This is a genomic window from Streptomyces sp. CB00316 (genome assembly GCF_001905595.1).
In the GTDB taxonomy this organism is placed as follows: domain Bacteria; phylum Actinomycetota; class Actinomycetes; order Streptomycetales; family Streptomycetaceae; genus Streptomyces.
The window spans coordinates 222,920-244,701 of record NZ_LIXI01000002.1; the positions used below are offsets into that span (position 1 = coordinate 222,920).

At 73.3% G+C, this 21,782-nt stretch carries 15 protein-coding genes; 4 read left to right on the plus strand and 11 right to left on the minus strand.

All coding sequences use genetic code 11. The features are described 5' to 3' along the window. Window positions 1-67: 67 nt before the first annotated feature. Genes AMK21_RS05155 through AMK21_RS05170 form a run of 4 tightly spaced genes read left to right on the plus strand, consistent with a single transcriptional unit; the run spans window position 68 to window position 8,608 of the window. Window positions 68-1,771, plus strand: coding sequence for a TIGR02677 family protein (locus tag AMK21_RS05155; RefSeq protein ID WP_073874646.1), 1,704 nt, complete (start codon window positions 68-70; stop codon window positions 1,769-1,771). Next, a complete protein-coding gene (locus AMK21_RS05160; protein WP_073874647.1) occupies window positions 1,768-3,096 on the plus strand; it encodes a TIGR02678 family protein in 1,329 nt (442 codons plus the stop codon). The genes AMK21_RS05155 and AMK21_RS05160 overlap by 4 nt, the downstream gene beginning before the upstream one ends. Continuing rightward, entirely contained in the window at window positions 3,093-7,340 is a 4,248-nt protein-coding gene (locus tag AMK21_RS05165; protein ID WP_073874648.1) for a TIGR02680 family protein, read from the plus strand. The genes AMK21_RS05160 and AMK21_RS05165 overlap by 4 nt, the downstream gene beginning before the upstream one ends. Further along, complete coding sequence (locus AMK21_RS05170; RefSeq protein ID WP_073875574.1) at window positions 7,337-8,608, plus strand: TIGR02679 family protein; 1,272 nt, start codon at window positions 7,337-7,339, stop codon at window positions 8,606-8,608. The genes AMK21_RS05165 and AMK21_RS05170 overlap by 4 nt, the downstream gene beginning before the upstream one ends. A 181-nt stretch (window positions 8,609-8,789) precedes the next feature. Here AMK21_RS05170 and AMK21_RS35295 read toward each other — a convergent pair whose 3' ends face one another. From AMK21_RS35295 to AMK21_RS35770, 11 genes are all read right to left on the minus strand, one after another. Next, window positions 8,790-11,429 carry a M16 family metallopeptidase gene (locus AMK21_RS35295; protein WP_073874650.1) on the minus strand — a complete coding sequence of 880 codons (2,640 nt, stop codon included), beginning with the start codon at window positions 11,427-11,429 and terminating at the stop codon, window positions 8,790-8,792. 13 nt (window positions 11,430-11,442) lie between these two features. Then, entirely contained in the window at window positions 11,443-13,098 is a 1,656-nt protein-coding gene (locus AMK21_RS35300) for a flavoprotein (RefSeq protein WP_073874652.1), read from the minus strand. Continuing rightward, window positions 13,095-14,057, minus strand: coding sequence for an LLM class flavin-dependent oxidoreductase (locus AMK21_RS05185; RefSeq protein ID WP_073874654.1), 963 nt, complete (start codon window positions 14,055-14,057; stop codon window positions 13,095-13,097). Before AMK21_RS05185 ends, AMK21_RS35300 begins: the two co-directional genes overlap by 4 nt. After that, entirely contained in the window at window positions 14,054-15,901 is a 1,848-nt protein-coding gene (locus AMK21_RS05190; RefSeq protein ID WP_079181074.1) for an ABC transporter ATP-binding protein, read from the minus strand. The genes AMK21_RS05185 and AMK21_RS05190 overlap by 4 nt, the downstream gene beginning before the upstream one ends. Continuing rightward, complete coding sequence (locus AMK21_RS05195; protein WP_073874656.1) at window positions 15,901-16,920, minus strand: methyltransferase; 1,020 nt, start codon at window positions 16,918-16,920, stop codon at window positions 15,901-15,903. Before AMK21_RS05195 ends, AMK21_RS05190 begins: the two co-directional genes overlap by 1 nt. Window positions 16,921-17,082: 162 nt before the next feature. Then, entirely contained in the window at window positions 17,083-17,268 is a 186-nt protein-coding gene (locus AMK21_RS05200; RefSeq protein ID WP_073874658.1) for an LxmA leader domain family RiPP, read from the minus strand. 69 nt (window positions 17,269-17,337) lie between these two features. After that, window positions 17,338-17,556: an LxmA leader domain family RiPP gene (locus AMK21_RS05205; protein WP_073874660.1), complete on the minus strand. Its 219-nt coding sequence runs from the start codon at window positions 17,554-17,556 to the stop codon at window positions 17,338-17,340. Between the two features lie 178 nt (window positions 17,557-17,734). Further along, on the minus strand, window positions 17,735-18,796 hold the full coding sequence (locus tag AMK21_RS05210) for a T3SS effector HopA1 family protein (RefSeq protein WP_079181075.1): 1,062 nt from the start codon (window positions 18,794-18,796) through the stop codon (window positions 17,735-17,737). Further along, complete coding sequence (lxmK, locus tag AMK21_RS05215) at window positions 18,793-19,959, minus strand: class V lanthionine synthetase subunit LxmK (RefSeq protein WP_079181076.1); 1,167 nt, start codon at window positions 19,957-19,959, stop codon at window positions 18,793-18,795. The genes AMK21_RS05210 and lxmK overlap by 4 nt, the downstream gene beginning before the upstream one ends. A 324-nt stretch (window positions 19,960-20,283) precedes the next feature. Beyond that, window positions 20,284-20,964 (minus strand): LuxR C-terminal-related transcriptional regulator, encoded by a 681-nt coding sequence (locus AMK21_RS05220; RefSeq protein ID WP_234421835.1) that lies wholly within the window; start codon window positions 20,962-20,964, stop codon window positions 20,284-20,286. Continuing rightward, the gene (locus tag AMK21_RS35770; protein ID WP_234421836.1) at window positions 20,961-21,773 is read right to left on the minus strand and encodes a DedA family protein; all 813 of its coding nucleotides are present in this window, start codon (window positions 21,771-21,773) and stop codon (window positions 20,961-20,963) included. Before AMK21_RS35770 ends, AMK21_RS05220 begins: the two co-directional genes overlap by 4 nt. Window positions 21,774-21,782 lie beyond the last annotated feature (9 nt).

A 21,782-nucleotide genomic window follows, 5' to 3' on the forward strand; every position in this document is an offset into this window, starting at 1 on the left:
GGTTGCCCGGAGGCCAGTTCCGGCCACCCCGCACCGCCTGTCGGACCCTCCACGTAACCTCGCGGACATGGAGGAACCAGCACCCGGCACACCGCCGGGCCCCGGCGACGCGCCCTCGGCACGCGACGCCGACGAGACGCGCCGCCGCCTCGACGCGTACGCGTACCTCAGCGCGCCGGAGCGGCTGGAGTACCTCGCGATCATGCGGGTCTTCTGCGGCACTCTCCTGGCTGACCTGGCCGTCCCGGACGTGATGACGAAGCTGCGCGAGGGCGGCGGGCCCGCCGCCGGACTCGAAGCCGACCCCCTCACGGCGCGGCTGGAACAGCTCGTGAAGTGGGGGAACCTGCTGCGCGGCAGCCACACCGTGAAGGCGTCCAGCATCACGGAGTACCAGCGTTCGCGGGCCCGCTACCAGCTGTCGCGGCTGGGCGAGCGCGTCCAGCGGGACGCCGACGGGGTGCTGGCCGAGGCCGACGCCGCCCGCGAGGTGAGCAACGAACTGCTGGCCCTGGTCGAGCGGGGGCTGCGGGAGCTGGCCGAGCTGGTCGCCGAGCCGGGCGGCATGGCCCCGCAGGACGGGCTGGAGCGGGTCAGTACGGCGTTCGTACAGTTTGCCGGGTTCGCGGACTCCGTCCGGGACTTCTACGCCTATCTCGGCCAGGTGCTCGCCCGGTACGACTTGAACAGTGGCGAGTACCAGGGCTTCAAGGAGCTCCTCCTGGACTACGTCGAGGCGATCACGGAGGACGTGTCCTTCCGCGCCCCCCGCATCTCGGCAGCCCTGGACGCGCTCTGGCCCCACCTCCCTGGCCTGTTGGAGCAACTGGACGCTCACGCGCAGGGGCTCGCCGGGCTGCCGACGCGGAGCGAGAGCCGTACGGAGGCCCGCGTACAGCGCAGCCGGGGTCGCGAGCTCGCGGACTGGGAGGGGCTGCGGGGCTGGTTCCGGGACACCGACGGGCAGGGCAGCCAGGTCGACCAGCTGCGCGACGCCACCCTGCGGGCCCTTCAGTCGCTGCTGGCCAACGCCAAGCGGATGCTGCGCTCGGCCACCGGTGAGATGTCGCGGCGCCGGGACCTGTTGCGGCTGGCCCGGTGGTTCGACGAGGCCGCGCCGCAGGACGCGCACGACATCGCCGTCGCCGCCTTCGGGCTGTACGGCGCGCGCCACCTGGGCATCGCGCCCGCCGCGGACGAGGTGGTGCCCGCCTACACCAGCTGGTGGACCGGCCCGGTGGTCGAGGTGCCGGTCGCGCTGCGCGAGAGGGGCAGCCGCGCCCAGCGAGGCCGGACGGCGTCGGTGGAGGACCATTCCGCGCAGAAGGAACGGCTGCGGGAGGCGGCGCGTCAGCGGGTCGCTGAAAGAAGCGCTGCGGCGGACGAGCTGTGCAGCGCGTCCCCCCGTTTCGGGGGCGTACGGCTCACTTCGGCGGCGCTCAGCCTGCTCCTGGAGCTGCTGGCCACGGCACTCGGGAACGCGCAGCTCAGGCGGCGCGCCGCGGCGGACGAGCGGGAGGAGCGGGGCTTCGGGCTGGACGCCGCGTGGAGCGAGGACGCCGATCTGGGCATCCGGCTCACGGTGCAGCGTACGACGGGAGCGCGCACGCTTCTGCGCTCGGCCGACGGGGATCTGCTGCTGGACGACCTGGAGCTGGCTGTCCACAGGACGGCCGTCTCGGCGGAAGGAGCGGAGCCGACCGGCAGCGAGACTCCTCCCCCTCGGTCGCACAGCGCGCCCGTCGGCGGTGCGGAGATGAGCGTGTCATGACGCTTCCCTCCGCCCACGACGTGGCTCTGGCCACGGAACGCCGCACCGCGGCACGGCTGTTGCTCGCCCATCCGCTGGTCACATCGGACGGCCCGCACGCCGACCTCTTTCCGCTGGTCCGCAGGCACGCCGACTGGCTGGGCGGCCGGTTCCAGCAAGTGCTCGGCTACCGCCTCCTGGTCGACAGCTCCTATGCCCGGTTGTTCAAGGCCGGGCTCGGAGCACGGTCGGGGCACCGGCTCGTACGGTCCACCGGCACGCCCTTCACCCCGCACACCTACGCCTGTCTGGCTCTGGCCCTGTCGGTGCTGGTCACCGCACCGGAGCAGTTGCTGTTGTCCCAGCTCGTCGCCGACATCCGGGCCGCGGCGGCCGACGCGGACGTCGAGCTGGAGGAGACCGGACGGGCGGCCGGTAAGCGGACGTTGGTCGCGGCTCTGCGGCAGCTCGTCGAGTGGGGTGTCCTGATCGAGACCCACGGCCACGTGGGCGTCATCGCCCAGGAGGCCGACGGGGAGGCGCTGATCACGGTCGACCGGGAGCTCGCCCGCGTCATCGTGGCCGGACCGCTCGCCCAGTCGCGGGACGGCGCCGACCTGGTCCGGCGGGCGGCGGATCCGGGGTTCGGAGGGCCGCGCACCTACGTGCGCCGGATGCTTGTCGAGACCCCTGTCGTCCACCTCGACGAACTGACCGACACCGAACGCGACTGGCTCCGCACCCGCCAGCGCCGGGAGGCCCAGGCGTTCCTCGAACTCCTCGGTCTGGAGACGGAGATCCGCGCCGAGGGAGTGGCCCTGGTCGACCCCGAGGAGGAGCTGACCGACATCCACCTGCCCGGGACGGGGACCGTCGCCCAGGCCGCGTTGCTGCTGGTGGAACGTTTGGTGGAGCGGCTCCGACCGGCGGAGCCCGGACACCCCGCGACGGGCGGTGTTCTCGTCGTCGGGGTCGCCGTTCCGGACGGTGCGGTGGATGAGCTTCTGGCGGACCTGGTCGCCGAGTACGGGCAGCGCAGCAACTGGCAGCGCGGCTACCTCGAAGACCCCGATGCCCTGCGTGAAGCCGTGCTGGACCTGCTCTCCCGCATGCGCCTGATCGCCCCTGCCGGCCCGCTGCGATCCGAGGGGGCGGGGCTGCCGGAACAGTACGCCGGCGAGCTGCCGGAGGGACGCCAGGTCACCGACGTCCGGGCGGCCCGGCCCAGCGACGGCGAGGGCTGGGTCCTGCTCGCCTCAGCGGCCCGCTACGCCACCCGGGTCACCGTGCGGGCGACCGGCGAGCGGCACGAACCCACCGACACACAGCAGGAGTTGCCGCTATGACCGCCGATGCCCGTGGTCTCGTTCCGCTTCCGCGTCCAGGTCACGCGCCGACGGCGAGCACCCGCTTCCGGCTGCACCGGGCGGGCATCCAGAACGTCTGGCAGTACGACGAGCAGGAGTTCGCCTTCGGTGACGGGCGGCTGCTGCTGCGCGGCAAGAACGGGGCGGGCAAGTCCAAGGCCCTGGAGATGCTGCTCCCGTACCTCCTGGACGGCGATTCCCGGGCCCTCGATGCCACCGGCACCGGGCGGACGACGCTCGCCTGGCTGATGCTGGACGGCTTCGAGCAGACCAACCGCCTCGGCTATCTGTGGGTGGAGTTCCGAGGGACGGACGAGGCCGGCGACCACCGCTGTCTGACGCTCGGCGCCGCGATCCGTGCCTCGAAGTCGGCGCAGAAGGCGGTGCCGACCTTCTTCGTCACTCCGCTGCGCGTCGGCGAGGACCTGCACCTGGTCGAGGCGGGCAGACCCCTTGCCGTCGACCGGCTCAAGGAGATCGTCGGCTCCGGCAACACGACGGACCGAGCGGTCGAGCACCGTGCCCGCGTGGCCCGGGACCTCTTCGGGATCACGGACGCGACGCGCTACCGGAACCTCACCCAGCTCCTGCACCGGCTGCGGCGGCCCACGGTCGGGGACCGCGTCGAGCACGGCGGTCTGGCCGTCCTGCTGAGTGAGACCCTGCCCGGACTCGACGAGGACGTGGTCGAGAAGGTGGCGCGCAACCTCCACGATCTGGACACCGTGCGGGCCGAACTGGGGCGCCTGGAACGTACCGACGCGGCCTTGCGCACATTCCTCTCCGACTACCGCCGCTACCTCGCCGGGGTCCTGCGCTCCTCGGCGCGGGACGTGAGCCGGGAACTGGACGCTCTCTCCGAGCGCCGCCGGAAGGCCGGGGACGCCGCGCAGCACACGAGCGTCCTGAAGGAGCGCGAGAAGGAATCGGAGGAGGGGCTGAGGACACTCCGCGAGGAGGAGGAGTCCGCCCGGACGGAACTCGCCGCTCTGCACGACAGCCACGCCTACCGCAGCCTGCGCGAGCTGTCGGAGCGCCGCAGCACGGTGGAGGCCCTGCACACCACGGCGATGACCGCCTTCGCCGCGTTGCGCGGCGCGCACGAGGCGGAGGAGAGCGCGGCCGAACGTCTGGACGAGGGCGGCGAGGAGTTGGGCACCCGACTCACCGAACTGGCCACGGAGCACCGGGAACTACTGGTCCAGGCGGAGCGGGCGGTACTTCCCGCCGCGCATCTCGGCGAGACGGTCGCTCTGCCGCGCACCGTCCGTTCCTCGTCGACACAGACGGAGCTGACCAGCCCGGACGGGGAACCGCAGACCGTACGGCACCGACCGGTGGTGCGCGTGGACACGGCGACGACGGAGGCCGGGCTGCGGTCCTGGCAGGGGCAGCTGGGATCCGCCGAGACCGTCGTACGGAACCGCCAGCGGATGGTGCAGGAGGTGGCCCGCCTCTCCTCGCGGGCCGACGAGGCGCGTGGAGTTGCGGTGCGTGCCGACGAGGCGCGGGAACGACTGGAGGGCGAGGCGGAGGAGGCCGCTGACCGTCTCGAAGTCAGCCGTCGGAAGGTCGCTGAGGAGAGCCGGGAGTACGCCGACGAGGTCGCCGTGTGGGTGCGCGAGACGCGGACCGCAGCGGGGCCCGAGTGCCCGCCGCTGGATGCCGTCCTCTCGGAAGTGGCCTGCGCGGCCGACTCCGACGGGGCGTTCTCATCCCGCACGCTCCCGCTCGGCATCGACACCCACGCGCGGCGGACGGCACACCTGGCTCTGGAGCCGTACGCGGACGCCCTCACCCGGCACCGCGACACCCTGGCGGTCGGCGTCGGGCGACTCGGCGAGGAGATCGACCGCCTGGCGGAGGAGAGGCGGGCCTGGGAACGCCGTACGGACCCGGAGCCTCCGGCCCCGTACCACCGCAGCGCGGCAAGAGACCCGGCCGGCGGGACACCCTTCTACCGGTTGGTGGACTTCGCCGAGCACCTGACCTCCGCCGACCGGGCCGGTCTGGAGGCGGCACTGGAGGCGAGTGGCATTCTCGACGCGTGGGTCAGCACGGGCGGCGCCCTTCTCGACGCGCTCTCCGGGGACGCCCTTCTCGACGCGGCTCCGGCCCACGACCCGCTGCCGGTGGCGCAGACCCTCGCCTCGGCCCTGCGTCCGGTCGCGCAGCCGGAGAGCGGCATCACATCCGAGCAGGTGGAGCACCTGCTGTCAGCCGTCGTGCTCGCACCGGCCGCGGGGACGACGGCCGCGAGTGCGGTCCACTTCGACGGTAGCTGGCGGCTGGGAGCCCTCCGAGGGCAGCATCACAAGAGCGCCGCCGAGTACGTGGGCGCAGCGGTGCGGGCCGAGACACGGCGACGGGCCTTGGCCGAGCTGGACGACCGGCTCGGGCAGACGGAACGACAGTTGGCCGAAGCCCGTGCCGAGCTCGCCGCAGCCGATTCCCGGCGACGGGCCCTCACCCAAGCGGAACGCGACTTCCCCCGGGCGCAGCGGCTCTCCGACTCCTGGAACACCCGTGCTTCGGAGGAGAGGACGGCGCAAGCACGCTCCACCAAGGCGGCCGAGGCGGCGCGCCAGGCGGAGGAGGCACGCGCTCTGGCCGTTTCGACGCGCTCCGAGGCGGACGCCACCGCGACCGCCCACGACCTGCCCACCGACACCGTCGCGCTGGACCGCGTACGCACCGCGCTGGCCTCGCTGCTCACCGGCGTCGGCCGTCTGCGCAGGTCGGTCAACGGTACGGTCGCCCGGCTCGGCGGAAGTGAGGCGGACGACCGGCGGTACGCGTGGGCCCGCGAGAAGCGGACGGAGGCGGAAGAGGGCTACCGGCTTCGCCACCGGCAACTACTCACCGCGCAGCAGGATCTGCGGACCCGGGAGGCCGCTGTCGGATCTTCCGAGGAGAAGATCCTCGCCGACGAACAGGCGGCCAAGGACCGTGTCGCGAGCGCCGTGGGGGCCATCCCGGCGAGAGAGCGCGACCACAACGGACTGCGCGACCGACGTGTGCGGGCGGAGGAGAAGGAGGAACGCCTACGCGAGGAGCTGGCGGACCAGGAAGCAGCCGTGATCGAGACCGGACGCGCTCTGCGCGGTGCTCTCAGCCGTCCGGAAGTCGTCATCGGGGCGGGGTTGGATCGTACGTCCCTCCCCGATCAGGTGCCGGACGACCCGGGTTCCAACGCACGCGACCGCCTGCGCGCACTGCGGGCGCTGGCGGAAGCGGTGGATCGGATTCTCGGCCGTAGCCGGGAAGAGGTGTCCGACAGCCTTCTCCTCAAACGGCACACAACGCTGCGCGATCAACTGGCGGGCGGCTTCGACGCACAGCTCGACGAACACGACGGCATCAAGGTGTGCCGCCTGCTCGACGACCACGGTTCGCACGACGTCGCGGTCGTGGGCGGGCGGATCGCCGTGGAGGCCGCCGAGGCGCGAGGACGGCTCACCGAACGCGAGAGCGACGTGTTCCAGCGCTTCCTGACCGGCGAGCTCGGCGACCACCTCTCCGCGCAGGTCATCACGGCGGCCAATCTGGTCGCGGCCCTCAACGACACGCTGAAGACCGTACGGACCTCGCACGGCCTCGGCGTGGAACTCCTCTGGAAACTCAACGATGACGCCGACGCCGACGTGCGGGTGGCCGTCGAACTGCTGCGCAGCCCGTCGAGCCTCCGGACGCGCGAGCAGACCGAGCAGCTCCGCGACGTGACTCAACGCCGCATCGAGGATGCCCGCCGCGCCGATCCGTCTGCCGGCTACACCGCCCACCTACGCACCGCGCTGGACTACCGCTCCTGGTTCACCTTCCACACCTTCGTGGTCGAGGACGCCGCCCCCGGGCGCAGAAGGAAGCTGACCGGCCGCACCGGCCTGAGCCAGGGAGAGCAGCGCGTGCTCTCGTACCTCGTGCTCTTCGCCGCCGCTTCCGCCCACTTCACCAGCCTCGCCGACTCGGCCCCGCACGCGCCCCGGCTGATCCTCCTGGACGACGCCTTCGCCAAGGTCGACGAACCCACGCACGGGCGTCTTGGCCGCATCCTGGTCGATCTGGACCTCGACTTCGTTCTCACGAGCGAGCGTCTGATGGGCAATTGGGCCGAGGTGCCGTCCCTGCACATCTACGAGTGCCTGCGCGACCCTCATGTACGCGGAGTGGCCACGTTGCACTACACGTGGAACGGTCGCCACCGGCGGCCGGCGTCGGTATGAGCGCCCTTCCGCCCGCCACGCGCGACTGGCTGGCAGGTCCCGGTCTCGTCCGGCTCTGGAGCGCGGCACGCAAGCGACTGGAGAGCAACGGGGTGCAGTCCACCGGCTCCCTCCGGCTGACAACGGTGAGTCCCCAGGAGCGGAACGACCTGTCGCTCCTGCTGGGCAAGCCCCTCACCGGTACAGCGGCGACGGTGAGGCTCGACGTGCTCGACAAACGCCTGCGGACCTCGGCCGCAGGGCTCGGGCTCAGGCAGGTCCTGGAGGAACTCGGCCCTCCGCTCGTCAACCGACGTGCGGCCCGCGAGGAGGACGCGGCGGGGCGGCAGCGTGTCTGGGCCTCGCTCGCCTCATCCCTCGACGCGTCGCCGCTGGCCGGGCTGGAGTGGGTGGCGCAGTGGTCGGATGTGCTGCGCCGCACCGGCGTCCCGAAAGGCGTGACACCGGAAGCAGCCGTACGGACGCTTCAGCAGGCGGTCCAGGTACTCGGCGTGCTGCTCGACCCGCACCGTGCCGACGCACGGGGCCGCGGCGAGCTGGCCGCGTCGGTAACGGGCTCGGCGCACGGGCTGGACGACGGTTCCTGGCTCGCCCGCCTCGTCCAGCGCGGCATCGCCCTGGCCCACGGCACGGACCTTCCCGGCGACGCGGCCGGCCGACGGGCACTGTGGCGGCTGGTCTCGGTCACCCCGGACGAAGTCTCCAGCACCGTGCTGACGTACGGCCTCCGGCCCCTCGGCGAGGACTGGCGCGCGAGGTCACTGCGAGAGCGGGCCGATCACCATGCGGAGGCCCACCTGACGTCCCGGGACCTGCTCGACGCGCGGCTTCACCTGCCTGCCGGAACCACCGTCCACATCTGCGAGAACGCACGTGTGGTGGAGGCCGCAGCGGACGCGGGCTGTTCGCACCCCCTGGTCTGCACCTCCGGCAGCGCCGCGACGGTGGTCCTCACCCTTCTGGACCTTCTCGCCTCCACCGACTGCCACTTCGCTTACCACGGCGACTTCGACTGGCCGGGCATCGCTCTGGCGAACCGGATCATGCGCCGTTACGGAGCCCGGCCGTGGCGCATGGGCGCTGACGACTATGAGCACCTGGCCACTCGCAGCCAGGCCGAGGGAATCCCTCCGCTGCCGCTGGTCGGTAGGCCCGTCGGCGCGGTGTGGGACGCGGGTCTCGCCCCTGCGATGGCGGCGCTCGGGGTGGTGCTCCATGAGGAGGCGACGCTCGACCTGCTGGTGGACGATCTGTCGGGTGCCCCGTAAGGGAGACGGAGTGCTCGAACCTGGTTCGTCCCGCTCGCGCCGCCGAGCCCCGGAAGTCAAGCCTCTCCAAGCCCCTTCGGGACGTCGGTACCACGGCATGGCGAACCCTTGACCGGGGGGAGACGTCATCGGCGCAGGCACGATCACTGACCGGCTCCCCGTAGGAGGCCGAAGAAGCCGGTCAGGCGGTGGCCGGTGACGTCCGGCGGTGCCAGCTCTCGGCCGCCTCGGCGGCCGGTCCGTCGCCGCCGAGGGCGACGAGTGTCATCCGCTCGGGGGCGAACAGTTCGGTGGCTGCTGTCGTCACGTCCTCGGGGCGCGTGCGGAGGATCAGGTCGGGCAGGTCCTCCAGCCATGAAGGGCCGCGCCCCGCGGACAGCGTCTCCCGGATCATGTCGGCCTTCGACGCAGGCGAGTCGAAGACCCCCAGGAGCTGCGCGGCGCAGAAGGCCGCCACCGGCGCTAGCTCCGCCCGGGTCACGGGGCGAAGGCGCAGCATGGCCAGCTCCTGATGGATCCCTGCCACCGCGGGTCCCGCCTCGTGCTCCGGGACGACGGCCCTGACGTAGGCGCGCGGGACATCGCGGCAGACGTCCCGGCCGGCGTGGATCTGCCGCGCGGGGCCCGGCACCGACAGGCCGTGCGCGGTCAGCCGCGAGGCGTGGTGCGCGCCCACGACGGCGGTGGCCAGGTAGCGCGCCGCCGAGCCCGTGTCCCCGTACGGTTCGGGCGCGGACAGCGTGAGGTGCAGCCGGTCGTCCGTTCCTCGTTGCCCCAGGGTCACGACTCCCGGGGCCGATGGGCGCACCGCCCGGGGCCCCGTTTCGGTGTGGGCGTGCGGGGCCGCCGGAAGGGCCGTACGCCATGCCGAGAGGGCGGCCCCGGCTGCCGAGGCGAACGCCTCCGGGTCGAGGTCTCCGACGGCGACGAGCCAGCCGCCCCGCACGACCACACTCCGGTGGAACTCGGCCGGGCCCGGCGGCTCGGGTACCAGGGCGGGAGCGCCGACCGCACCCTGGGCGCCCCAGGCCCGGCGCAGCGCCGTGTCCATGACCGACTCGGGGGCCCGGTGCCGTACGGGAGCGGGCGGTGCCGGCTCAGCCACGGGCACGGCGAGACCCGTCAGCGACTCCAGCCAGGCCCCGACGCGCCCCGGACGGCAGTGGCCGGTGATGTCCAGCCACTGCCCGTCCGAGGTGAGTTGGAAGGCCTCGCCCTCCCGGTCGGCCCGGTCGGCGGCGCCGCAGCGCGTGGCCAGGAACCGGCTGAGCGCTTCCGCGCGGTCCGGCCACCACCAGCCCAGGTCACCGAGCGGGAGCCTCATACGCAGCTCGGCCAGGGGCGCGCGGCGGTCGGCCACCGCGACGACCCGGGTGCCGCACGGGAGAGACGTGTCCACGCGCGGACCGTGGAAGGGGGCCGTCCCCTTGCCGAACGGCGGTACCGGGCGGGCCGACCGCCCGGCGCCGGGCTCCGGGGTGGGGCCCTTGATGCGCTGGGCCGGCAGGGTGGTTTTGTCGGGAGGGACGGTGGCGGTGGGGATCGGATCCGCGGGGGTCGGCCAGCGGGCCGGGGGGCGGGTGCGGCAGTTGCCAGGGGTCAGCACCAGGACGCCCTTGGGGGCGGTGCTCAGTCGCACGGCCGCGGTGGCGACCGCGTCGGTGGGGACCTCGTCCAGTGCGCCGGGCAGTTCGTCGAGCAGTTCGGCCCTCCCGAAGAGGAGTTCCAGCCTGCCCCGGGCCCTGGCCCGGGTGTAGGGGTCCGCGTGCTCCCGCCCGTGCCTGGTGACCATGTGCCGGACGGCGGTCGACCGGGCCCGGTCGAGGGAAGGGTCCTCGGCCAGCCGGGCCCACCCGCCCGTCATCGACCGGACCGCCCGGCGGGCGGAGACCCCGTCCGGTACGAGGGCGGTGACGACCATCAGGTCGGATTCGCGGGCGTCGAGCAGGCCGAAGACACCGCAGCTCGCCGACGCCCCCCGCACCCCCTCGGCCCCGTGGCCGCTGATCATCTCGGCGAGAACGGCGTACGCGAGATGGCCCGGGAGGTCCTCGGCCGGAGCCGGCAGCCGGTAGCCGAGGGCGAGCGCCGCCGTGGGCACCCTCGGCTCGGTGCACTCCGCCCAGCGGTCGTCGGCGGGTTCGGGCTCACGTACGTCCGGGGCGGCGGCGAAGGGGCGGGCCGGGATGTCCCCGAAGTGCCGTTCGATCAGGGCGAGCAGCTCACCGGGGTCGTGGTCGCCGACGACGCTGAGGACGGCGTTGCCCGGCGCGTAGTGCGCCGCGAAGAAGTCGGCGCACTCGTCGGTCGTGGCCGTGCGCAGCCGCTCCAGGGCACCGTAACCGTCGTGCGCGTTGGCGAAGCCGTCGAAGACCACCGACGGCAGCAGCGGCCAGGGGAAGCCGCCGTACGGCGGGGTGACAACGGCTTCGTGGATCTCCGTCGCGATGCCGTCGAGCTGTTCGGCCAGGGCCTCGGGGGTGAACAGCGGCGCGCGCATGCGGTCCGCCTCGGCGAACAGGGCCCGCTCCAGAGCTGCGGCGGGGACGACCTGGTGGTAGTCGGTGTAGTCCTGGTGCGTGGTGCCGTTGGCCTGTCCGCCGAGGGGGTGGACGTGGTCGTAGAAGCGGCCCTCCGGCAGGCTGGCGCTCCCCCGGAACATCAGGTGCTCGAAGAGATGGGCGAAACCCTCGCGGCCCGGGCGCTCGGACCGGTAGCCGACGCCGTAGTGAACGCAGACGGCGGTCCGCGGGGTGTGCGGCGTGCGTTCGAGCACCACCCGCAGACCGTTTCCGAGCGTCGCCTTGGACAGGTTGCTCATGGGCCTTCTCCCGCTACAGGTCGACGAGGAAGCGGAGGAATCCGCTGTAGTGGTCGAAGCCATGCTCGAACCCCTCCAGGTAGGCCGCGATGTCGTGGACGTGCAGCAGGATCCGCAGGGCGGCGACCCGGTTCCACTCCGGGCCGAGATCCCGCCCGTACCCCTCCAGCAGAGCGTCGGTCAGCCGCTGCCAGGCCTGCTTGTCCCCGCCCACCTGCCACTGGAGTTCGACGAGTTCGCCGACGATCCAGCCGATGTCCACGTACCAGGGCGCCGTGCACAGGTCCTCGCCGATGATCAGGTCCTGCCCGGTGATCGGCCCGTCCCCGCCCCCGATCCCGTCCCGGTCCACCACGAGGGAGCCGAGTCCGGCCGCGCCGTGGGACAGCACCGTGACGGGATCGGCGGCCACCTCGTCCCGCCAGGTACGCAGATGGCTCCAGCGCTCCTCGCCGAGCGCCCGGCGCACCTGGCCGAGGGCGCAGGCGGCCCGGGGCACGGGCGAACGCCCCGCCAGCCAGTCGTCGAGACGGCGCAGGGCGCGCGAGGGCCGGGGCTGTACGGGGGCCGGCGGAGGGATGTCGTGCACGGCGCGCAGCAGGTGCCCCAGCTCACGCAGCGGAGCGGCGAAGGCAGGGCGCGGGCCCTCGTTGAGGAGGCGGTGGGCCAGGGAGGTCACCCCGCACACGTCGTAGACGCGCCCGGGCCCGTCCTCCGCCCCGGGCACCAGTCGCCCGGCCGACGGCCCCGTCCCTCCGGAGTGGCCGGGCCCGGCGGCGGCCCGCTCCAGAAGGCGGGTGACGTCCTGCGCGGGCTGCTCGAAGGGGGCGGGGGCCAGCGGGCCGGGGGTGCGCCGCCAGAGCCGGCCGCCGGACGGCAGCGGGCGCGTGTCGACGGCGGTGTGCAGGAGGCCGGTGCCGAACTCGCGCACCGGGTACGCCTCGTCCGGCTCCTCCGTCGGGCCGGGTGGGCTTGCCGCCCCGGCCGCGGCTCCGTTCGCCGCCCCCTTGTCCGCGTCGTTCCCGCTCGCGAGGCGCTCGGCCAGCAGGTGCAGCACATCGGGCAGCGGCGGGGGGACCCAGGCGTCGTCCCGCCCGGTGGTCAGGCTACGGCCGGGTATCGGCGGCACCAGGACGACGTTCGGGCGGGCGGCCAGGGTTGCCCAGTGCTCCCGTACCACCGGGCTCTCCAGCCCGCCGGGCGGCAGGGCGGGGGCCACGGCGACCGGCGCCCCGGAGCAGTGGGCGGCCAGCAGGGCCGGGCTGTCGGACAGGCCCAGGGCCAGCCGTGCCAGGAAGTGCAGGGTGGCCGGGTACACGACGAACGCGTCGGCCCACTCGGCCCATTCGACGTGCCGGGCTCCCGGCGCGTCGGCCGGCCAGCCGTCCCCGTACACCTCGCCGCCCACCCGGGAGGCGACCGACTGCCGGGTGACGAACCGTTCCGCGCTGCGGGTGAGCACCACCTTGACGTCGAGCCGGGGGTGGTGCAGGCGCAGCAGGTCCAGCCAGTAGGGGGTCGACCAGGCGTAGGCGGAGCCCGTGACGACCACGAGGAGCCGCTCGATCCCGAGGCCGGGGGTCCCGGGAGCCCCGGGCGGGAGCGGTGTGCCCCGGGGGTCGGGCGGCATGGTGGTGAAAGGCGGCCCGGTGGGCGCTGTCGCGGTCATGCGCCCACCGCCTGGAGCAGGTTCTCCAGCTCACCGAGCGAGGCGCGTTCGCCGTAACGCATGTGGACTCCGGTGACGTTCAGGACGATCTCGTCGGCGCCCGCGAGGGTGTACTCCGCCAGCCGCTCCCCGAGTTCGGCCGGTCCGCCGTACAGGAAGGCGCCGCCGTCGAGGAGCGCCCGGGCATTGCCCTGGGGGTCGTCCGGCGACACCTCGATGCCGCTGCGACCGAGCATGTCGGCGTAGTGGGCGAGCATGGTGTGACCGGTGTTGCTGATCGCGGCCAGCTCCACCGCGTCCCGGCCGGGGGCGTCGAGGGCCAGCGGCACCATCACCGACACCCGCGGTACGGGTCGCCCGGCGGCCTCGGCACCCTCACGCAGCGCCGGAACCAGGACGTCGCGGACGTACGCCGCGGGGGTGAGCCAGGTGATGGCGACGTCGGCGACCTCTCCCGCCAGCCGCGCCATCCTCGGGCGCAGGACGCCCAGCCCGATGTGGACGGGGGGCCTCGGCAGCGGCGGGAGGTCCGCATGGCAGGTGAAGTACCGGCCGGTGTGGCTGACCTCGCCGTCCTCCAGCAGCCCCCGCATGACGGTGGCGTACTCGCGTACGGCGCCGAGCTGACTGGCGTACGGCGCACCCAGCAGGCTGCTCTGGAGCGGTGCGGAACCCGGTCCGAAGCCGGCGATCACCGAATGGCCCGAGGAGAGCGCCAGGGCCCTGGCCTGCAGGGCGGCCTGGAAGGGGTGCCGCATCGGCATGAGCGTGACTCCCGTGCCGGTGGGCACCCGGAAGCCGCAGGCCGCCGCGTGGGTGAAGTCCTGGAACGGTTCGTTGAGCATCGCCTGGCCCTGCCACAGCCGGTGGGCGGCGGTCCACTGCACCAGGGCCGCGTACGGGAGCACCTGCTCGGGCCGGTGCGGCGCGAAGGGCATCAGCAGGGAGATGTCGGTCATCGTTCGGCTCCCACCGGTGTCGAGAGTTCGGCCGCCGTGTCCGTGGCGGCGGGCGCCGACGCCGCATCCGTGCCGGCGGAGCCGAGCTGCTGTCCGCGCACCAGCTCCGCGTAGAGCGCGCTGGAGCGCATCAGCTCCTCGTGCCGTCCCTGGGCCGTGACCCGGCCGTCGGCCATCACCACGACGTGACGGGCGTGCTGCACCGTGGAGATGCGGTGCGCGACGACGAGGACGGCCCGGTCGCGGCCCATCCGGTCGAACAGGGAGCGCAGGCGGAGTTCGTTGACGCTGTCGAGCTGCGAGGACGGCTCGTCCAGCAGGATCAGCGAGGCGTCCGACAGCCCGGCCCGGGCGAGCGCGAGCCGCTGCCGCTGGCCGCCCGAGAGGTCGTGCGCGCCGCCGAGCACGGTGTCGAGTCCGTCGGAGAGCCGGGACACCTCGTCCTCCAGGCCCACGTCACGCAAGGCGCGCCACAGCTCCGCGTCGTCAACGGGGCCCTTGCGGCCGAGGGTGAGGTTGCGGCGGACCGTGTCCCTCAGGAGGGTGGCGGACTGGTCCACGTAGGCGATCCGGCCGCGCAGTTCGGACAGATCCCAGTGGCCGGCGTCCCGGCCGAACACCTCGACGCTGCCCGCGTCCGGATCCATGAAGCGCTCGACCAGACCGAGGACGGTCGACTTGCCCGCCCCGGACGGGCCGACGACGGCGGTGAGACCCCGTGCCGGAACCGTCAGGTCCACTTCCTGCAGGACCGGTTCCGTGCCGTAGCCGAACGAGACCCCGGAGAAGCGCACGGCCGACGCCTCGTCGGTCGTGGCGCGGCTGTGGGGTACGGGTACGGGCTCGCCGGTGCACTGCGGCTCCGACGGCAGCGCGAACAGGTCGTCGAAGCGTTTGCGCGAGGCCAGGCCCGCCTGGATGGTCGTGATGCCGGAGATCGCCATGATCATGGGCGCGGCGAGCTGGAAGAGATAGAGGAGGAAGGAGATGAACGCGCCCAGTTCGAGGTCGCCGCCGACCAGCCGTGCGCCGCCGCCGAGTACGACGGCGACGAGGGCGATCTGCTGGCCCAGGTTCACCACCGGCACCATCAGCGCCTCCAGGGCGGACGCACCGGTCTCGATGCGCGCGACGCTCCTGGCCCGGTCGGCCAGCTCCTCGGACGCGGAACGCTCGGCCCGGTACGCCTTGATGATCGTGAGCGACTCCATCATGGCCACGAAGTGACCGGCCAGCTCGCCCACCTCCTCCTGGATGGCGAGGTACTTGCGGCGCAGGGCCACCATGACCACGCCGATGCCCACCAGTGCGCACAGGAAGGCGCCGAGGGTGAAGAGCAGCAGCACCCAGTCCAGGATCCCCATGATCACCAGGGTTCCGGCCAAGGTGGCCAGGGCCATCGGAAGCTGGATCGGGCCGATGTCGACGACGCTCTTCACCGCGGCCGCGTCGGCGGTGAGGCGCGTGGCCAGGTTGCCCGTGCCCTCGGCGCGCGCGGTGTGCAGCGTGAGGCCGAGCGAGTGCCGCATGCTGCGGACGCGCAGCCGGGCGATCAGGTCGTGGCCGGTGCGCGAGAGCAGGTAGGTCGCGTACGCGTTGGCGGCGGCGGCGCCGAGGCCCACTCCGGCCATGAGCCAGATCCACCGGGCGTATCCGCGCCCCTCCTGGATCGCGCCCAGCAGTTCGCCCACGGTCCACGGGAGTACGAGCGTCGCCGAGGTGGCCAGCAGGGCGAGGCCGAGCACACACGTCAGCAGCAGGCGTCTGCCCTCGAACACCTCCCGCAGGATGAGCAGCCGCTCCGGGGGCTCGCTCGGGGGTGTCGTGTGCTGCGCGGTCGCCATCAGTGGTTCCTCATCGCCGTGAACTCGATCAGCGAACGGACGGGGGTGGCGGGGCCTTCCCAGGTCGCCTCCAGCCCCGCCGCCCGGCCCAGCTCCCTGAGTTCGGCCACCGTGCGCACGGGGTACGGCATCATGGCCCGGACCCACAGGCCGGACCTGGCCGCCTCCGGGTCCGCGGGGTCGGGGCGGAGGCTGACCTCGGCCACCAGCACCTTGCCGTCGGCGCCCGCGGCTTCCGCGCAGCGGCGCAGGATCGCCGTCGCCCGCTCGTCGTCCCAGTCGGCGAGGACGGCGGAGAGCAGATAGACGTCGTGGCCCGTGGGCAGCGGCTCGAAGAAGCTGCCGCCGACCGCCGTGGCCCGGCCCGCGAGCCCCCGGGAGGCGAAGTGGTCGCGGGCGATCCGGGCGGTGCCCGGGAGGTCGACGAGGGTGCCTCTCAGGTGCTCGTGCCCGCGCAGCAGATTGACGAGCAGGGCGCCGGTGTTCCCTCCGACGTCGGCCACGCTGCGGACGCCCGACCAGTCGTACGCGTCCACCACGAGCTCCCCGTCGAAGACGAGGTGGTCGGCGGTGACGCGTGCCAGGGCGCCGGTGAACTCGGGCCGGGTGTCCAGGCTCTCCCAGTAGCCCTCCCCGTACATGCCGACATGCGCCGGCTCTCCCGTACGCAGGGTGTGCACAAGCCCGAGCAGGGCGGTGTCCGACCGGCCGAACATGCCGTCCAGACGGAGGAACTCCCTTACGGAGGCGGGGTGGTCGCCGCGCAGCGGCTGCCCGGCGGCGGTCAGCTCCACGTCGCCGGACTCGTCACGGCGCAGCAGACCGAGGGCGGCGAGATAGTCCAGCAGGCTGTCGAACTGGTCGGGTCGGGCTCCGCACAGACCGGCCAGTTCCCCTGGACGACCGGTACCCGCGGCGATGTGGTCGGCCAGCCCGAGCGTCGCCGCGGCACGGACGGCGGCCGGGCGCAGCAGGTCGGCGAGGTCGACGAGGTTCCTGGCGTGGGCGAGGTCGTCCATGGGTCGGTGCTCCTGGAAGGGTTTCGGTGAGTGGTGGTACGTAGGCGGGGCGGGGGTGTGAGCGCGGGGGCCCGCGCGCCGGTTTTCGGGCGTGGTGGCCACTCGGGCCGCCCGGCCCGGGCACGGTGACCGGTGTCATCCGTGCCCGGGGCGGGCGGTGGCTCAGCAGCCGCCGGAGATGGTCCTGGCCGAGAACTGGCTGGCCATCCAGGACACGCCCGCGCTGGCCGCGGCCGCGCACAGCGGCGTGCTGGCCGGGGCCTCGGCCGTCGCGCCGACCTCCAGCTCCTCCGCGCCGGTGTAGGCGTCGTAGCCTGCGGCGAGTTCCATGATCGTCGTGGTCTTCATTTCTTCACCCCCTCTCGGTCACGGGTCTCCGCCCCGCCGGGCGACGGGACGGAAGTGGGGAGAGGACCCTCAGCAGGTGATCTCGTAGGTGGCGCCGCTGACGGCGCTCGCGCCGGCGCTCGCCCAGGCGCCGCACTTGACCGAGCTGGCACGCGACGCGACGACCGAGACACACACCCAGGTGGTCGCCGGGGCGCCGGCGGCGGCGCTGACGTTGAGCTCGTCGACCTCGGTGTAGGCGTCGTAGCCGGCGACGAGGTCTGCGATGACGGTGCTCTTGTTGCTCATGTTCTCTTCACTCTCGTTCAGTTCTGACCTGAATCCAGGGGGCGCGGACACGCCCCCTGGAAAGCACTTCAGCCCTGGACGTCGCGGCACAGCCGGACGGACCCGCTCCACCGGACGGTGCGGACGGGAGCGGAGCGCGCCGCTTCCCGGACCGGGGGGAGCCGGTCCGGGAGGCGGTTCAGGCAGCCGGAAGGCTGACGTTGCGCGAAGGGTCCTCGGGGTCGACACCCGCCCGCACCAGCAAGGTGCGCAGGACGCGGGGGAACGCCTCCGGGTCGTCGGCCGTGTCGACCAGCGCCTCGGCGAGGACGCCGGCGCGGTGCTGGCCGAAGCTCAGGCCCTGCATCCCGGGTGCGGGGTCCCTGGGCTCCCAGGCGGTCGCCACACCCGGCCGGATCCGGCGGGTGAACAGCGAGGTCCGCGACCCGACCCCGGGCAGGTCCGCGAGGACCTCGGCGAGCCCCGGCGCGACGTGGGCACTGCTCTCGTCCAGGTAGACGACGAGTGCGTCCCGCCGCGGGTAGAGGTACGTGGACGAGACGACCTTCGCCCGGTACACCGCCCCGCAGCCCTCCAGGTGGTGCAGGGCGCTGCGCCAGATCGCCGGGGCGAAAGTCCAGCCGGTGATGTGGACGTACAGCCTGAGCAGTTCGGCGGAGCGGTGCGGGGCCGTGCCCTCGACGAGGAAGAAGCCCGGGGACAGGGCGGGGCGCAGCGGGGTGTTGACGACCTCGACGAGCGAGCCCGGAACGGCTCCTCCAGCGGCGCGGACCTGCTCGACGGGCACCCGGACCCGGACCCCGCCCAGTTCGACGAGGTGCGTTTCCTCGCCGGACGCGACCATCACCGCGCGCAGAGTCGTCGCCCGGTGCGGCACCCCCTCGGCGAGCAGCTTCTCGAACTCGGGGTCGCGCAGCCGGAAGGGCAGCCCCTCGTCGGCAACGTCCAGGCCGGCGTGCAGCTCCTGGTAGAGCGCGTCGGCGAGCAGCCGGCGCAGCTCCCTCGGGCTGTCGGCCTCGATGGTCCGGTCGCCCACGGTCGCCCCCGAGCGGTCCGGCAGCACGTGGACCGAGCGCCCCGCCGTGAGCAGCTCCGGGGCCAGGCCACCGCCGGCGGCGGCTGCCGTCCTGGTTCCGCCGCCGGTGCTTCCGGTTACGGCTCCGCCGCCCGTGGTGCCGGTTACGGCTCCGCCGCCCGTCGTACCCGTCATGGTTCCGCCGTCCGTCGTACCGCTGCTCATGACGCGTCCTCGAATCCCAGAATGTGCGCGAACCTGTCCGGCGTCAGAAGGGCCCGTCGGCCGACCCCCGCCGCCGCGCGCTCGATGCCGGAGAGCCGCTGGCCCTGCGCGGCCCCCGCGATCAGCCGGTCGAGCAGATGCCATCCGGCGAACGCGGTGGCCCGGGCCGGGAAGCCCGGGTCGAGGAGCCGGGGCACGGTGCGGTAGCCCGCCCAGAAACGGTGCACCAGCGGCAGCAGGCGCTCCATCCGCGCCGCCCCGCGTTGCAGCACCTGTTCGTGCGTCAGTTCCAGCTCGGTGAGGGCGGACCCGGGGGTGCCTCGGTGGGTGACGATGTCGAGGACCGAGCGGTAGAGCCATTCACCGGCGAAAGAGCCGACGTCCCTGGCCGCGTCCCCGGCACGGAACTCCTCCCAGTCCGTGAGGACGGGGGTCCCGTCCTCACGGACCAGGAGCTGGTCCACGCGCAGGTCGCCATGGGTCGGCACCCGGGGGGCGTCCGCCTCCAACCGCTGCAGCCGCTCGATCGCCTCGACGAGCGGGGTGTCGTGCTGCATCAGCCGCCACGCCTCCAATTCGGCGTGGCTGAGGCTGTTGTACAGCCCGATCGGCATGCCGTGCAGGATCGAGACATCCGGGAGCGACGGGGTGCTGCTGTCCAGCGGCCGGGTCGTTCCGGCGGCGTGCAGCCGGCCGACGGTGCGGCCGACGGACTCGGCCAGGTCGCCCCCGAAGGTCTCGTCCACCATCAGCTCGGCGCCGCCACGGGCCTCGATGCGCTCGAAGGCGACAAGGTTCTCCGCCTCGTCGTAGCCCAGCATGACCGGGACCCCGGCCCGCAGACGGGGCACGTCCCGGACGAACTCCTCGAAGGACAACAGCCGCGCCATCCGGGCCCGTACGTCGGGGCCGGGCCCGACGAGCCGCTTGACGAACACGTCGCGCCCGCCGGACGTCCGTCCGAGCCACGCCTGGTTTCGGCCGACCGGAGCGGTGACGGAGTCCCGCAGGAAGGGCCCCGCGCCGATGGCGTCGAGCAGGGCGTCGACCGCGGGCACGGCGTCCAGGTCCACCGGGCGGAACGCCGTCGCACGCTGCTTCGCGCCGCCTGGTTCCCGGGCCGTGCCCGGCGTGCCGGCCACGGCGGTTTCTGTTGTGAGCATGTGTCCCCCGTTGAAGATCTGCTCCGGCGTTGATCGGTTGTGCCGCTCTTCCGGCCGGGCACAACGAGTCTCGCCCCGCGATCAGGGGACCGGCCACCCGCCTCGGGTAGGCGGTACGGCCCCCGGTCGGCGGGAGGTTCACCGGCCGGGGACCCCCGGTCGGCGGTGCGTCCCCTGCTTTCGGGGGAGTCGCACGGGCCGGAGGGCTGGGGTGCCGGAGGGCTACGGAGCCGGAGGGCTGGGGTGCCGGAGGGGTGGGGTGCCCCGGTCCGTGGAGCTACGGAGCTGCGGGGGCCGCGGGCTACGAGCCCGCGGCCCCACGGGTCAGGCGGCACACTCCTGCGAGGGGCGGCGGCCCACCACCAGCTTGGCCCGGTCGGCGATCACGGCCGCCTGCACCCGGTTGGTGACGTTGAGCTTGGTGAGGATGTCGCTCACACAGTCCTTGACGGTGGCCGTGCCGAGCCCCAGTCTCCGTCCGATGTCGGCGTTGGGCAGCCCCTCGGCGAGCATCATGAGCACGTCCCGCTCGCGGGCGTTCAGCACCTGCGTGAGCCTGCGGGCCCGGACCGTGTCCGCGGTGTCCTGGACGTCCTTGCCGAGTTCGGTCAGAAGCCGGGCGGAGGCGAGCCGGGACAGGACGGTGGAACCGGCGGCGAGCGCGCGGACCGAGGTCACGAGTTCCTCGGGCCCCGTGTCCTGGAACAGGCAGCCCGCCGCCCCGCGACTCAGCGCCGCGAGCACGGACTCACGGGAGGACGGCCCCGACAGCACGGCGACGCGCGGAGGCTCGGGCAGTTCGAGCAGGCCGTCGAGGACGCTCAGTCCGTCGGCGGTCCGCAGCCCCAGATCGAGCAGGACCACCTCCGGTCTGCGGCGCCGGGCCTCCACCAGAGCCTCCTCGCCGCCAGCCTGACAGCCCGTCAGTCCGTCCGCCGCATCGACGAGCAGGCGCAGGCCGGCGCGCAGTAGCGCCTCGTCGTGGACGATCAGCGTCGTGATCACTTGTTCACCGCCGCGCGTCGGCTCTGCACCGCACGGAGCAGGAACATCCCGGCGATGACGGCGAGGGAGACCCAGATCGCGTGATCCGTGATGGTCTCCGCCAGATCGACGGCAGGCTGCCCGATGGCGTACCCGAGGAGGGTGAACATGCCGGTCCACACCGCGGCGCCGATGGCGTTGAGGCCGAGGAACGCCCACAGCCCCATGCCCACCCATCCCGCCGAGGCGAACGCCAGCGGACCGGGGACGAGGGGCAGCGGCGCGAGAACGACCGCGGCGGCGACGAGCTTCCGGTTCCTGCCGCTGCCACGGCCCGGCGGGCCGCTCGCGGCCGCCCCACCGTCCGCCTCGGCCGTCGCGGCCCCCGCGTCAGATGCCCCGGCGGACGTCTCCGGAGAAGACTTGGGCGCCTTGCCCGCCGCTTCGGCCGCAGGTCCGGGCGGGCCGGTGAGCAGCCCCACGATGTTGCCGCCCCAGAGGCGGCCGGCCCACCAGAACACCCAGGCGAACTTCATCATCCCGAAGACACCCGCGGTGAAGGCGATCAGCAGCGGGGTTTCCCCGACCCGCGCCGCCGCGCCCGCGACGGTCATGGCCGTCTGGGTGCCCGTCAGTACTTCCAGCAACACCGGATGGGAACCGATGAGCCAGGGCCGCAACGGCCACATGGCGAACGAATAGGCGAACACCAGCCACATTCCGTACCAGCAGACAAGGTCCCTGGTCGACGGCGCTCCCGCCCACGGCAGCCATGGCTTGTCGAGCGGGCGCGAGGAAGCGGCCGGTACATACCGGGTCTCGGTGGTCAAGCGAAACCT

What these genes read in the sequence shown, in the direction of transcription:
- AMK21_RS05210 (WP_079181075.1), bottom strand. Translation starts at nt 18,796, where the DNA reads ATGAGCAGCGGTACGACGGACGGCGGAACCATGACGGGTACGACGGGC.
- AMK21_RS05190 (WP_079181074.1), bottom strand. Translation starts at nt 15,901, where the DNA reads ATGGCGACCGCGCAGCACACGACACCCCCGAGCGAGCCCCCGGAGCGG.
- AMK21_RS05155 (WP_073874646.1), top strand. Translation starts at nt 68, where the DNA reads ATGGAGGAACCAGCACCCGGCACACCGCCGGGCCCCGGCGACGCGCCC.
- AMK21_RS05170 (WP_073875574.1), top strand. Translation starts at nt 7,337, where the DNA reads ATGAGCGCCCTTCCGCCCGCCACGCGCGACTGGCTGGCAGGTCCCGGT.
- AMK21_RS05160 (WP_073874647.1), top strand. Translation starts at nt 1,768, where the DNA reads ATGACGCTTCCCTCCGCCCACGACGTGGCTCTGGCCACGGAACGCCGC.
- AMK21_RS05185 (WP_073874654.1), bottom strand. Translation starts at nt 14,057, where the DNA reads ATGACCGACATCTCCCTGCTGATGCCCTTCGCGCCGCACCGGCCCGAG.
- AMK21_RS35300 (WP_073874652.1), bottom strand. Translation starts at nt 13,098, where the DNA reads ATGACCGCGACAGCGCCCACCGGGCCGCCTTTCACCACCATGCCGCCC.
- AMK21_RS05195 (WP_073874656.1), bottom strand. Translation starts at nt 16,920, where the DNA reads ATGGACGACCTCGCCCACGCCAGGAACCTCGTCGACCTCGCCGACCTG.
- AMK21_RS35295 (WP_073874650.1), bottom strand. Translation starts at nt 11,429, where the DNA reads ATGAGCAACCTGTCCAAGGCGACGCTCGGAAACGGTCTGCGGGTGGTG.
- lxmK (WP_079181076.1), bottom strand. Translation starts at nt 19,959, where the DNA reads ATGCTCACAACAGAAACCGCCGTGGCCGGCACGCCGGGCACGGCCCGG.
- AMK21_RS05200 (WP_073874658.1), bottom strand. Translation starts at nt 17,268, where the DNA reads ATGAAGACCACGACGATCATGGAACTCGCCGCAGGCTACGACGCCTAC.
- AMK21_RS05165 (WP_073874648.1), top strand. Translation starts at nt 3,093, where the DNA reads ATGACCGCCGATGCCCGTGGTCTCGTTCCGCTTCCGCGTCCAGGTCAC.
- AMK21_RS05205 (WP_073874660.1), bottom strand. Translation starts at nt 17,556, where the DNA reads ATGAGCAACAAGAGCACCGTCATCGCAGACCTCGTCGCCGGCTACGAC.